9 protein-coding genes are annotated in these 13,960 nt (G+C 44.4%); 3 read left to right on the forward strand and 6 right to left on the reverse strand.

Annotated features, from left to right (window positions below; translation table 11 throughout):
- Positions 1-142: 142 nt before the first annotated feature.
- The gene (locus tag F0231_RS19535; protein ID WP_171761357.1) at positions 143-2,917 is read left to right on the forward strand and encodes an insulinase family protein; all 2,775 of its coding nucleotides are present in this window, start codon (positions 143-145) and stop codon (positions 2,915-2,917) included.
- Here the strand turns inward: F0231_RS19535 and F0231_RS19540 are convergent.
- Positions 2,909-3,505, reverse strand: a complete 597-nt coding sequence (locus F0231_RS19540; protein WP_171761387.1) for a VOC family protein — start codon at positions 3,503-3,505, stop codon at positions 2,909-2,911. The two genes, F0231_RS19535 and F0231_RS19540, sit on opposite strands and share 9 nt — an antisense overlap.
- 245 nt (positions 3,506-3,750) lie before the next feature.
- On the opposite strand from F0231_RS19540, the gene argS reads away from it, so the two are divergent.
- Together argS and F0231_RS19550 are read left to right on the forward strand one after the other, a co-directional pair.
- Positions 3,751-5,484, forward strand: coding sequence for an arginine--tRNA ligase (argS, locus tag F0231_RS19545; RefSeq protein WP_171761358.1), 1,734 nt, complete (start codon positions 3,751-3,753; stop codon positions 5,482-5,484).
- A 107-nt stretch (positions 5,485-5,591) separates the two neighbouring features.
- Entirely contained in the window at positions 5,592-6,020 is a 429-nt protein-coding gene (locus tag F0231_RS19550) for an HIT domain-containing protein (protein WP_171761359.1), read from the forward strand.
- Positions 6,021-6,093: 73 nt separating this feature from the next.
- Here F0231_RS19550 and F0231_RS19555 read toward each other — a convergent pair whose 3' ends face one another.
- The 5 genes from F0231_RS19555 to znuA all read right to left on the reverse strand — a co-directional run bounded on the left by F0231_RS19555 (position 6,094) and on the right by znuA (position 13,950).
- Entirely contained in the window at positions 6,094-6,324 is a 231-nt protein-coding gene (locus tag F0231_RS19555; RefSeq protein ID WP_171761360.1) for a FeoC-like transcriptional regulator, read from the reverse strand.
- On the reverse strand, positions 6,321-8,597 hold the full coding sequence (feoB, locus tag F0231_RS19560; RefSeq protein WP_171761361.1) for a Fe(2+) transporter permease subunit FeoB: 2,277 nt from the start codon (positions 8,595-8,597) through the stop codon (positions 6,321-6,323). The genes F0231_RS19555 and feoB overlap by 4 nt, the downstream gene beginning before the upstream one ends.
- Complete coding sequence (locus F0231_RS19565) at positions 8,597-8,824, reverse strand: FeoA family protein (protein WP_171761362.1); 228 nt, start codon at positions 8,822-8,824, stop codon at positions 8,597-8,599. The genes feoB and F0231_RS19565 overlap by 1 nt, the downstream gene beginning before the upstream one ends.
- 734 nt (positions 8,825-9,558) lie before the next feature.
- The gene (locus F0231_RS19570; protein WP_367613489.1) at positions 9,559-12,864 is read right to left on the reverse strand and encodes an AraC family transcriptional regulator; all 3,306 of its coding nucleotides are present in this window, start codon (positions 12,862-12,864) and stop codon (positions 9,559-9,561) included.
- 204 nt (positions 12,865-13,068) lie between these two features.
- Positions 13,069-13,950, reverse strand: a complete 882-nt coding sequence (znuA, locus tag F0231_RS19575; protein WP_171761363.1) for a zinc ABC transporter substrate-binding protein ZnuA — start codon at positions 13,948-13,950, stop codon at positions 13,069-13,071.
- Positions 13,951-13,960: the final 10 nt, after the last annotated feature.

Below are 13,960 nucleotides of genomic sequence, written 5' to 3' on the forward strand. Positions count from 1 at the left end.
AACACTCTCGCATACCGATGCGTGAGCACCCTAGCGCTATTTTGCTCATATTTCTCAATCAGATAGTTTGCAGTCAGCTATATCCGAGTCATAATTAGTTTATTGTCTATAAGGCACTTCCTAACTGACCGGAGATAGTATCGTGCATATAAGCCCAAATGATACCAACCAATACCGCTATATCACTCTTGAAAACGGTGTTCGGGCATTACTGATTCACGACGATACAGCCCAAAAGTCTGCTGCTGCTTTAGCGGTGAATGTCGGTCACTTTGACGACCCAGACGATCGAGAGGGTCTTGCGCACTATCTTGAACATATGCTGTTTCTTGGTACAGAGAAATACCCCAAAGTCGGTGAGTTTCAAAACTATATAAGCCAACACGGAGGCAGCAACAATGCTTGGACAGGTACAGAGCACACGTGTTTTTTCTTTGATGTGTACCCGAACGCATTTGAAGCAAGCTTAGACAGATTCAGTCAGTTTTTTACCGCCCCACTGTTTAACGAAGAGGCATTAGACAAAGAGCGTCAAGCGGTAGAGTCTGAATACAAACTCAAATTGAACGATGATTCGAGACGCCTGTATCAAGTACACAAAGAGCTCGTTAACCCAGTCCACCCGTTTAGCAAATTTTCGGTCGGTAACTTAGAAACGCTGGGCGATCGCAATGGGCAATCAATTCGTGACGAGATTGTCGCTTTCCACTTCGAGCAATATTCTGCCGATTTGATGACTTTGGCTGTGACAGGTCCGCAGTCACTCGATGAACTCGCATCGTGGTGCGAAGAGAAATTTTCCGCGATTCCCAATCATCACCTCAATACAAAATCGATCTCTGTGCCTTATAGTACAGAAGGTTCGACCGCGATTCAGGTTAACGTTGAACCCATTAAAGAAATCCGTAAACTGATTCTCGCTTTTCCGATGCCTGGAATGGATGAGTATTACCAATCAAAGCCATTAAGCTATTTTGCTCACTTGCTCGGTTATGAAGGCGAAGGAAGCTTGATGCTCGCCCTTAAAGACAAAGGCTGGATTACATCCCTGTCTGCAGGCGGAGGAACCAGTGGCAGTAACTACCGAGAATTCACAGTTAGCTGTGCATTAACACCAGATGGCCTTAATCATATTGATGAAATCACTCAGGCCGTTTTTAGCTATTTAGAACTCATCAAAGGTCAGGGATTTGATGAGTGGCGCTATCTTGAAAAGCAGGCCGTTCTAGAATCAGCTTTCCGCTTTCAAGAGCCAACTCGTCCGCTGGATTTGGTCAGTCACCTTGTGGTCAACATGCAGCACTACCAAGCAGATGATGTTGTCTACGGCGACTTTATGATGAATCAGTATGATGAAGGTTTGCTTCGCGAGCTAATCCAATACCTGACACCTGACAATCTACGTACAACATTGATAGCTCACGGTTACGAATACACTGAAACGGCTAAGTGGTATTTTACTCCCTACTCCGTTGCACCATTTACACCAGAGCAGAAGGAGCTCTTCTTAGAGCCAACACCACTAACGTTCTCGCTGCCAGAGCAGAACCCGTTCATCTGTTATGACTTGGATCCAAAGCCACTCGAAAACCCAGGCGAAAATCCTGAAGTTATTGAAGAACTGGCTGGATTTAAGCTTTGGCATCTACAAGATTCTGAATTTTGTGTACCGAAAGGTGTGGTGTATGTCGCCATCGATAGTCCTCACGCCGTGGCGAATCCACATAACATTGTGAAGACTCGTCTTTGTGTCGAGATGTTCCTAGACAGCCTAGCGACGGATACCTATCAAGCCGAGATTGCTGGCATGGGGTACAACATGTATGCCCATCAAGGTGGTGTCACACTAACTATTTCAGGCTTTAGCCAAAAGCAGCCTGAGCTAATGAAAATGATCTTAAGCCGTTTCGCCAAACGTGATTTCAGCCAGCAACGCTTTGATACAATAAAACAACAGCTTCTAAGAAATTGGCGCAACTCTGCACAAGACCGCCCTATATCGCAGTTGTTCAATGCATTAACCGGAATTTTGCAGCCCAATAACCCTCCCTATACGGTGCTGGTCGAGGCATTGGAGTCCATTGAGGTAACTGAATTAGCGAGCTTCGTCGAGAGCATTCTTGCAGAGCTACATGTTGAAATGTTTGTCTATGGGGATTGGACTCGATCAGATGCACTCGCACTCGGCAACACACTTAAAGATGCGTTAAGAGTTCAAAACCAACAGTACGAAGAGTCTCTTCGGCCACTTATCATGTTGGGTAAAAATGGCTCATTCCAACGAGAAGTTTTCTGTGACCAAGAGGACTCTGCGACCGTTCTTTACTATCAATGTGAAGACACCAGCGCTCGCAGTATCGCCTTGTACTCCTTAGCCAACCACCTTATGTCAGCGACCTTCTTCCATGAAATTAGGACCAAACAACAGTTAGGTTATATGGTCGGTACAGGGAATTTACCCCTCAATCGCCACCCTGGAATTGTCCTGTATGTCCAATCTCCAAATGCAGCACCAGTCGAGTTGATCCACTCGATCGATGAGTTCCTCAATGCCTTCTATATGGTGTTGCTTGAACTCAATGAATATCAGTGGCATTCCAGCAAACGGGGACTGTGGAACCAAATTGCGACGCCAGACTCCACTTTACGTGGCCGCGCTCAGCGTTTGTGGGTTGCGATTGGTAATAAAGACCTTGAATTCAATCAGAAAGAGGTGGTTTTAGAAGAACTCAAAACGCTTACGCGCTCTGATATGCTGCGGTTTGTCATCAATGAACTGAAGCCGAGAACCGCGAACCGACTCATCATGCACACTCAGGGTAATGCACATCATGAGTCGGAGAAACTCAATTTAGGTTTAGAGATTGGCTCAATTGAGGAGTTCCAGCTTAGGCCAAAAGATATTGAGTTAGGCTAATTCCGATTCAACAATCTTTTTCAATGAATGGGGGTGGAGCTTAATGCACACCCCTTTGTATTTAAACGCCACGGTAGGGTTATTAAGCCTTTCGCCCTCACCCTTGGGGCTAGAAAGCTTGGTTTTAATCCCCAACTCTGACAGGCTATTCCATGAATCAGCCAACTCGGGAAACTGCTTTTTCAGATCCACTAAGTATTCATCGGCTGTGTTGGCATTAGAAGGCACAACGAATTCTACATGCTCCCAACTTTGCTCTGGGTAGTGTTTCCCCTCTGCTGGATAAGGCAGTTCAAGGCACTCAATCTCCCACGTTAGCGCCTTCAATGCTTCATCAAACAAAATGACGATAATTGGTCGCCCATTTATTTGAGCGCTAGAAATGACCTTGCCCTCTTTTTGCCACTCTTGGTGAGCTAATTGTGCCAATTCCGTCTCGTTAATACGCAGTGCAATATGATCGGCTTGAAAGTCCGTAAGATTAATATGCAAAAGCTCGCTTAAAGCTTGGATTTTATGCATAAATTCATTCAGTGTCCCTTTCATCTGAGAAGGCATTAATTGAGCATTATTTAGCAGCTGTGACATTTTCAAATATCCAAAACGTTTATTTTTCTTCAATACTAACAAGATCGTCAGGAAAAGTAGAAAATTTCCCAGTTCACTCCCTATAAGCCGAGCGATAAAGTTGGTATTATGTGCGCCAAATTTATGAACTAGATCGAGATATGCATTCACTCCACCCCGTGGATATTATTCAGCGTTTGCCTCTTTGAGCCGCTCAATAACTAGAATGCATAGCTAACCAATTCCCAGAATTGAAGGAAGCGCGTGTGAATATCCAAGCACTTATTAATGACAAAGTATCTCAGGCTCTTGAAGCCGCTGGCGCACCTGCAGGTAGTCCTGCTGCTGTTCGCCAATCTGCAAAACCTCAGTTTGGTGACTACCAAGCGAACGGCGTAATGGGCGTAGCAAAAAAATTAGGTACTAACCCACGCGAATTTGCACAGAAAGTATTGGATGTTCTGGACCTTGACGGTATCGCAAGCAAAACTGAAATCGCTGGACCTGGTTTCATCAACATCTTCCTAAGCGAAGAGTTCCTAGCGAAGCAAGCTGATGCTGCACTAGCTGACGCACGTCTTGGCGTTGCTGCTGAAGACCAAAAAACCATCGTTGCTGACTACTCTGCGCCAAACGTGGCAAAAGAGATGCACGTAGGTCACTTACGTTCAACTATCATTGGTGACGCAGTAGTTCGTACTCTTGAGTTCCTAGGTCACAAAGTGATCCGTGCTAACCATATCGGTGACTGGGGTACTCAGTTCGGTATGCTTATCGCAAACCTAGAGCGTGTTCAAAAAGAGTCTGGTGAAGTTTCAATGGAGCTTTCAGATCTAGAAGCGTTCTACCGCGAATCGAAAAAGCTTTACGACGAAGACGAAGAGTTCGCAGTAAAAGCACGTAACTACGTAGTTAAGCTTCAAGGCGGCGACGAGTACTGTGCAGAAATGTGGAAGAAGCTAGTCGACGTTACTATGGTTCAAAACCAACGCAACTATGACCGTCTAAGCGTTTCTCTTACTCGTGAAGACGTAATGGGCGAAAGCATGTACAACGATATGCTTCCAGGTATCGTTGCTGATCTTAAAGAGCAAGGTCTTGCTAAAGAAGATGACGGCGCACAAGTTGTATTCCTAGACGAATACAAGAACAAAGATGGTGACCCTATGGGTGTTATCATCCAGAAGCGTGACGGTGGTTTCCTTTACACAACAACTGACATTGCTTGTGCGAAATACCGTTATGAAGAACTAGGCGCAGATCGTGTCCTTTACTTCATCGATTCTCGTCAGCATCAACACCTAATGCAAGCTTGGACAATCGTTCGTAAAGCGGGCTACATCCCTGAAGAAGTGTCTCTTGAACACCACGCATTCGGCATGATGCTAGGTAAAGATGGCAAGCCTTTCAAGACTCGTGCAGGAGGTACTGTTCGTCTTGCTGATCTTCTTGATGAAGCAGAAGTTCGCGCAGCTCAGCTGATTGAATCTAAAAACCCAGGTTTAGAAGAGCAAGAGAAGCAAAAAATCGCTAATACAGTTGCAATGGCAGCCGTGAAATACGCAGACCTTTCTAAGCACCGTACAACTGACTACGTGTTCGATTGGGACAACATGTTAGCGTTTGAAGGCAACACTGCACCATACATGCAATATGCTTACACTCGTGTTTCTTCGATCTTCGCAAAAGCAGGCATCTCTATGGACGAGCTGACTGGCGAAATCAAAGTAACTGAAGAGAAAGAAAAAGCACTGATCGCGAAACTTCTTCAGTTTGAAGAGGCGGTACAGTCTGTCGCTCGTGAAGGTCAACCTCATATTATGTGTAGCTACCTGTTCGAACTAGCAGGTCAGTTCTCAAGCTTCTACGAAGCGTGCCCAATCCTGAACACTGAAGATGAATCAGTGAAACAGAGCCGTTTGAAACTTGCTGCCCTAACAGCGAAGACTATCAAGCAAGGCCTGTCTCTACTAGGTATCGAAACTCTAGAGCGTATGTAAGCACTCGCTGCTAACAACGATTTAGAAGAAAGGTTGACGTGAGAGCGTCAACCTTTTGTTTTATTTGACGTATACTGACTTCATTCAATTCAAATCGGACAATAATAATGAGTTTTGAACTTCACCCTCAATTAGCGAAAGACACCACGGTTATTGGTCACTTTCCTTTATCTATTGCCTTACTACACAAGGACAACGCGGTACCTTGGGTGATTCTGGTCCCTAAACGTGAAAACCTAAAAGAACTGCACCATTTACCGATGCAGGAACAACAACAGTTTTTACATGAGTCTCAAGCCGTGAGCCAAGCTCTAGAAGCAACGTTTCAACCAGACAAGCTCAACTTAGGCGCCCTTGGCAACATGGTCCCTCAATTACACATTCACCATATCGCCCGTTTTAAAAACGACATAGCATGGCCAGGGCCGGTATGGGGTAACACTCAAGGTGAGTTCCGTAGTGATGAAGAGCAAACTGCTCTACAAACACGTATTGGTAATGTACTTTCTTTGAGTAAGTTATTTCAGCGTAGCTAGGGGGAGTTGAGCCTAATACCTTTGCACAGACGTAAAAAAGCCGCTTATCGTAAGCGGCTTTTTGCTGTTTTAACTACATTGTCACAGTAAGAGAAAATGCGTCAATCTCAACTTTCGAATATCGAATACGCGTGACATGATTCGCTGCGTTGGTATCGACCAAACGCGAAATCATCCCTCTCTTTATCCAAACCGTTAGCATCGCGTCCACACCATCTTCAGTTAGGTAGAATTTCTTTGCGAGATCTTTGCCCGATACACTTCCCTGCTCATCGATGTACTGCTTCAGCTCAGCTAAAATCATGCAGTTTGTACCTCTAATGATGGAGTTTGCTTATTACCAACAGATTTTAGAACTCGGTAAACCCCAACACTGACTAGCAAAATACCTGCAATCCATGCTGAGCTCGTCGCTGGGTGGTCAGCAAAGTGAGTCACTTGGTAGTACAAAGCTGCACCGCCATACGCAAGGCCCATCGTCCAAACCGCGATAAAGCGAGCGTATTTTTGGCCAAACTCACGTACATACGCACCCATTGCCGCGACACAAGGTGTGTAGAGCAAGATGAAAATGAGATAAGCAAACGCAGCATGGCTTGAAGCGAAGTAACCTTTCAGATTACCAAAGATGGATGCATCCACTTCTTGCTCTTCCGCTACCGCTTGGCTATCTGACAAGTCACCCACTTCAATACCCAGTGGATCAGAGTAGCTCAAACCCGCAAGGTTGTCTGGAATTGACATCACTGCCTCTTCTAAGCTTGCAGCTAAATCAAACTCACCCGCTTCACCTTCACTTGGAGCGTATAAGCTATTTAATGTACCTACGACGGCTTCTTTAGCGAAAATACCTGTGATGATACCAACTGTCGCTGGCCAGTTATCTTCTTCAATACCAATCGGTGCAAAGATAGGTGTCACAATTTGAGAGGCTTTCGATAGCACAGAGTTTTCACTGTCTTCGTTCCCAAACGAACCATCCGTACCAACTGAGTTAAGGAAACTAAGAATAGTGACCACAACAACGATTGTCTTACCTGCGCCAAGTACGAAACGTTTTAGCTTCTGCCACGTTTTGATTACTACATTACGCACTGTTGGCAGTTCATAGTCAGGCATTTCCATTACAAGGCTGTCACTTGAACCTGGGTAAAGCGTGTTCTTAAGAATCAAGCCGGTAAACACCGCCGCTGCAATACCCAATAGGTAAAGAGCGAAAACAATATTCTGGCCACTTTGTGGGAAGAACGCCGCTGCAAACAAAGCATAAACAGGTAAACGTGCGCCACATGACATAAATGGAGCCATTGATGCCGCTAGCTTACGCTCACGTTCTTGGTCAAGTGTTCGAGTGGCCATGATAGAAGGAACATTACAACCAAAACCAAGAACGAGTGGCACAAATGCCTTACCTGGTAGACCAATCTTTTGCATCACTTTATCAAGTACAAATGCCGCGCGAGACATATAGCCCGAGCTTTCCAGCACTGCTAGGAACAGGTATAGACACGCAATTACTGGGATAAAGGTCGCAACCGTCTGGATACCGCCGCCCAAACCATCCGCTAGTAGGGTCACTAACCAAACAGGCAAATGGTCATCAAGTAAATAGTGGCCACCATCTACAAGCAGCGCCCCCACACCAATATCGAAGAAATCGATAAATGCGCTACCAATATTAATAGAGAACATAAACATTAGGTACATGACAACAAAGAAGAAAGGTACACCAATCCACTTGTTCAAGATTACGTTATCAACTTTTTCTGTGAAGCTGTGACTCAATTTGCCTTCAGCACGACGCACCTTTTTACACTGCTCATGCAAAAACGAGTATTTAACGTCAGCAACCAATAGATCAATATCCACGGACAGTTTGTTTTGTTCAGTAAGCACCAATCCGCGTTCTTGTTCTGATAACGAATTCAGTACCAAAAGGTCATTCTCTAATGCTCGGATAGAGAGCGCACGATTAGCGACTTGAGTTTGCTGATTGAAATTGTTTTCGAGAGAACGGATAGCAGCTTCAAAGTCTGAGCCATAGTCTAAGTGAAGTTCATTTAGGGCTACCCCTTGAACTAACGCTTTATGGAGTTTTTCTTTGAATGCATGAACTTGAGTTTTGTTGTTTGCCGAAATGGCAAAAACAGGACAACCCAGCATTTTTTCGAGTGCCTTAACATCAACCGTTTGGCGGTCACGTTTTAACGCATCCATTTTATTGAGCACAACGACCATAGGACGGCCTAGTTCGCGTAACTGAAGCGTCATATACAAGCTACGTTCTAGGCAAGTTGCATCAACTACGTTAACGATGAGATCGGCAGGGTGAGTTAACACGGCCCTTGAAGCGATAGACTCATCAATACTGTTGCCGTCATTACCGCTGTCTAACGCGTAAATACCTGGCAAATCAGTGAGCAAAAACTCATCGCTAGAGTGTGTGTATTTACCAGTTTTCTTCTCTACCGTTACACCCGCCCAGTTACCAACTTGCTGCTTTGCGCCCGTCAGACCATTAAACAGTGTCGTTTTACCGCTATTTGGATTACCGACAGTAAGTACTTTGTATTCCATTATCGTGTCTCCACTGTCACTGCGTCTGCAATGTTAGTTCGGACAGCAAGCGATACGCCACGCACTTCGACTTGCAATGGGTCGCCCATAGGCGCTTTACGAATAAGCGTAACGGGTGTATTCGGCAAAATCCCCATTACCATGAGCTTTTTTCTGACGTCGTTCGACAGCTCTGTGAATCCCGTAATGGTAGCTTGTTGCCCCTGTTGTAATTGTGAAAGTTTCATAGACAGGCCAATTCGATATATAAATGAGAAATATTTTTATTAACGATTGCAATAGTATCCCTGATACATCAGCTCGATCTTGTCTGAAATCAATGTTTCCAAGTTTGCACAAAACAAAACGTCAAAACTGACTTCGTTAAAAACGTCAAAACAACTGTCATCTAACTGTCACAATTCACCCAGCTTTCGTTTAAAAACTAAAGAAACAAATTTAAACTTTTAAATTTCAGTCACTTAGATAAATGTCGTTTTATTCATACTAATCTGGCGTTAATTTTATAAGTAAAATAAGTAGCTAGGCGTATAGTTAATTCCATCGAGAGGGCCTCCTCCCAATCGATAACATTGAATTCCAGAGGTGGCGCATCAAGCGTCACTCCGGCAGCAAGCGAAGGTGTCATTGGCACCCGTGGTATAGTCCCCCGGCTATACCACGATATTTTTTTCTTCACTTTATACTCTCCCCCACACCCAACACTTTCTCAAAAATTTCAAACAGTTTCTTTAAACCTGATTCAATCTGACTTTCGTTATGTTCGTGTACTAGACGCAATGCCCTAGACTCTCAAACGAGATAGACACAGTTTTATCGAATCACTCTAGCCAGACACATCTCCTTTAGAGAAGAACTCTTAGGGAATGGACGATAGTTTGCTGATATGCGAGGGACAGGTGAACGAGAGTGACAAGCCCCAAGGCTGCCACTCGATCGTTAAGTAAGGGACTAATGAGATTTAGAGGTTATCTTGCTCTTCAACGAATTGAGTCGGAGACATTCCAAATCGATGTTTAAACCTCTGGCTAAAGTATGAAGGGTCGTTAAATCCACACTGGAAAGCCACTTCAGAGACTTTCTCACCCGCTAGAAGTCTGCGACAAGCGTTGTCTAACCGAACTTCTGTCAGGTACTCAGTGAAAGTTTTCTCAATAGAGGATTTTAACCGTCGTTGCAAGCTCCGCTCTGATACAAACAACATCTTCGCCGCAGAAGAGGTACCAAAGTCAGGATCGGTATAGTTTTCCTCGACTAAGGACACCACCTTCTCTAACCAAGGATCTCGCTCGTGTACTGGGGACTCTTCTTGAGGTCCAGTCACAATAGAACTCTCTTCGAATGCCGCACTCGCGTGCCATGTTACCTCTAACAGGTTACGTTCATTCGAGGCATGAATATTCAAGTCTCCGCCACTTTGTTCAATCAAGGATCGAAGAGTTTGCAGCGCTGATGTCAGCAATGCAGGCCCATCCATTGTTTCACCTTGATCCAGCATTGCAAAGGTGACCAAGTCCTCTCTTTGTTGAAGCTGGAGGACTACGGTCTGGTTGCGATAACAACGTTTCACAATCCCATCAAACAAGAGATTAAAGACTTCATCTAAGTTGAAATTCACTAAGCTGATATACAAGTCTTGATCACTCTCAATATCGACGTGTATACCCGCCTTGTTAAATTCTTCCTGCCAACCACTTAACGCTGATTGAACAATTAAAGTAAGGTTATAAATCGGTAACGCTTGGCCATTGGTCGAACGGGTATTAACCAGTAGATCGAGCTCTCTGGATAAATGCTCTACCAGTTTTTGTTGCTCTTCAGAGGCTTTTGGCTGCGATTTCAAGCGCTCTTTCAACGCGTTCACCGATTGACTGTATATCAGACGCCTTACTTGAAGTTGCTTACGTAATTGTTGATTGTTGCTCAGCAGGATTCGGCTTTGATGTCGCAACTGATTGGTTTTAAGTGCAACTTGAGCTTTCAGCGCTCGGTTAGCAATTGCCATCAGTCGTGAGCGCCAATAAACGGCTGTGACAATCACCACGATGATAATGAGCACGTACGACACAATCGCAAAGTTGCTCATAAACCAAGGTTCTGTCACCGCAAACTGATAACGACTACTTTGGCCTTGGACAACACCGTTTCGGAGCGCACGTACGTCGAGTAGGTACTGCCCTGGCATCAGGTGTTCTATCGTCAACGTGAAGCCATCTAGCCTTTGCCACTCATTCTCTTCATTGATTCGATATTCTAAATCTAAGTTGTTCGCCCTTGGAAAAACACCAAACTGAAACTGAATAGATTCTTGATAGCCAAGCAATGGCGTTTCCTTGAGGCTATTTCCTAATGAATACAGTGCTTGGTCTCGTTTGATTTGGCTAAAGATAACTTCAATTTCGGGTAGTCGACTGACCACAAGCTCATGCGTGTTAACTTTTACCAAGCTAGTGTTCGAGCCCAGTAAAATGGTTCGCTGATGATCGTTGCTATAGCTGCACAGGCCAGGAAGGAATTCGTTATTGATGATTCCGAAAGGTTCTCCATAATGATGAACTAAGTGCCCTTTTTCACTGTATCGTGATAATCCCGCAGAGGACGTCAGCCAAATACCATCTTCATTTTTAAGCAAACATTTCGGTGTCACGTGACCATCCACCATGCTCACCGATTCGACTTGTTCTTGGTGGAGATCTAACTGATAAAGCCCATAACGGCTAGCGACCCAAAGCTCATTGTCAGAAGATTGCTCAATATCGATGACTTCACCATAAGGAACACTCTCCCCAATAAACTGCACTTGGCCACCTTTTAAAAGGTAGATACCATGCTCGGTGCCTAAAGATAAATACCCTTGCTTGGTAAGGTACATTTGGGTCAACTGCGCAGGTAGGTACTTGTCAATCATCCACTCAGAACCAAACTGTGTGAGTGTGCGAGTATTGAGGTTATAGCTCCAAAGTTGACTGCGACTCGCTCCCCAAGCAACGTTGTTTTCGTCAAGTTCGATGAAGCGAACTGCATTTTGTTTTAAAAATAGCGGTAAGCTATCCTCGATGACTTCGCCACTGTCTGCATCGACACAAATAATACCGTCGTCTGTCGCGAGCCAAAGTACACCATTGTACTCTTCGATATCGTGGACTTTTCCTTTGTAAACTTGAGTTCTGGCCCCGTTTTTAGATAAACCCACACGATAAACGCCTTGATTCGTTAGCGCCCAGTATCCATCTTGCCCTGTCACTCGAAGTAGTTTAGATAATCGCTCATTACGTTGATTGAACGTCAATAGGCTTGCTGGGTATCGCTCAAATTTATGCGAAAACAGAGAGAAATAACGAACCCCTCTATCCGTCGCAATCCATATACCTCCACTGTTGTCATTCAGCAGCGAGTAGATCTTTTCTCCTGAAAGCGCATCACCTGCCCATAGGCCTTTATCGAAACTTCGAGTTTCTCCCGTCAAGAAAGAGTAGACGAACAATCCTTTCTCGGTACCAATCCAATACTCTTGATTGGTTTCAGTGACGCTCAATACATGACTACCTGCAATGGTTTGAATCGGCTCATTAGGACGCTCAATATCAAAGATCAGTGCACCATTAAGCGAACCAACAATGAGCTCTCGGCGCTTATCGGAAAAGTATATCTTCTCAACATAGTTCTTCCCGGAGCTGGCGACATGTTGAAATTGATGACCATCAGAGAGAAACACCCCTGCATTGGTTGCAAGTACCCAGCGAGACAATACAAAGCTGGCATCATTAATCGTAATTTGAGCAGATTGATTGTATTGATAAAGTTCCATCAGTGAGAAGGTTTGAAAGTCACCGCTATCAATATGGTAGGTGTAAAAGTTACGTTCATCGGAAACCCAAATGTATCGTCGGGTTACACCAATTTTTCTAATTTCTGTGCCTGGCGTTAGGCTAAAGATGAGCTCTCGCTCTTGATTAGGTACAGTTCGATAGATTTCGTTTTGGAAAAAGGTCCAGAAGGCGTTATCCAAGTAAGCCACTTGCTCTGCTTCAAACTCAATAGCGGAGCCTTGCTCGGGTAGAATTTTTTGTCCATCGAAGAACAGGATTTGATTACGGACATCTTGTAACCAGATACCGCCGCCATCTGCGAGGAAAAGCTGCTTGGCAGCAAATACCTTGCCCTCTGCCTGAGTGGGCAACGGATAAAAAACCATAGGTGATGAGCTAGATGCCAAGATCTGAGCTGAGAATAGGCTCAGAAAAAACATCAACACGATTCTAATCAATGAATACAATCCCTTGCAGCAAAAGGTCAGGTGTCAACTTCAAGTGCATGACGTGAGCGGTGTAACCACTCTAATTATTTTGTGATAATAATTATCTAGGATTTGTATCAATTAACAAGTCAGAGAAGAAAATAAGTAGGGAGTTTTTCGATGGCTTCACAAGAAAAAGTAAGCCAAAGGTATTTCACCTTTGGCTTTTGAGCATTATTGGGTTAAGCACTCACTAAAACTGTCTGCCAGTTGCTGCTTAAACTTGAAGTAACCGCCCGCTGCAACCTCGATATCAGTACCCAATGGATCAAGAACGCCCATTTTTGCGTCGCTACCACGAGTTACAGACTGTACTACCGCAGGTGTAAACTGAGGCTCAGAGAAGACACATTTCGCATCGTTTTTTGCCAAAGCTTTACGAATAGAAATCAGTGTTTTCGCACCAGGTTTACGATCTGGGCTCACTGTAAAGTAACCCAAATGGTTTAAAGGGAAGTCTTGCTCAAAGTAGCCATACGCATCATGGAAAACGTAGTATCCAGCTTCTGACACAGGTTGAAGCTGCGCTTTGATTGACTCAAATTGGTTTGTTAAAGTCGATTCAAACTCCTCGAGATTCTGCTCGTATTGAGTTTTGTTCTCTGGATCAATTTCCATAAGCTTAGCGGCCATTGCTTCTGCAACTTGAAGCGTTGGCTTATGACCTAACCAAAAATGCGGATCATGACTGCCATGATCGTGGCCATCATGATGATCATGGTGACCACCAGCGAATTCTCTAAGCTCTAGCCCTTCAATTTCGTTAATCGTTAGCACGTTGTTTTGACCTTCTAACACTTTTTCCAAGTACGGCTCTAAGTCATGGCCATACCAAACAACAAGATCAGCAGCACGTGTGCGTTTAACGTCTGATGGTTTCAACGCATAGTCGTGCGGAGAGGTGTTTGCACCGAGTAACACATCTGGAGTGGTGACCTCTTTGGTCAACTCAAGTGCAATCAATTGGATAGGCTTAATGCTGGTCAAAACATTGGTTGCATGAGCATAAGTCGTACTAAATAGCAAAATAGTTAAAGCTGATAGGAAATGTTTCATAGTTAGTGGG

The organism is Vibrio sp. RE86, from assembly GCF_013114545.1.
Lineage (GTDB): Bacteria > Pseudomonadota > Gammaproteobacteria > Enterobacterales > Vibrionaceae > Vibrio.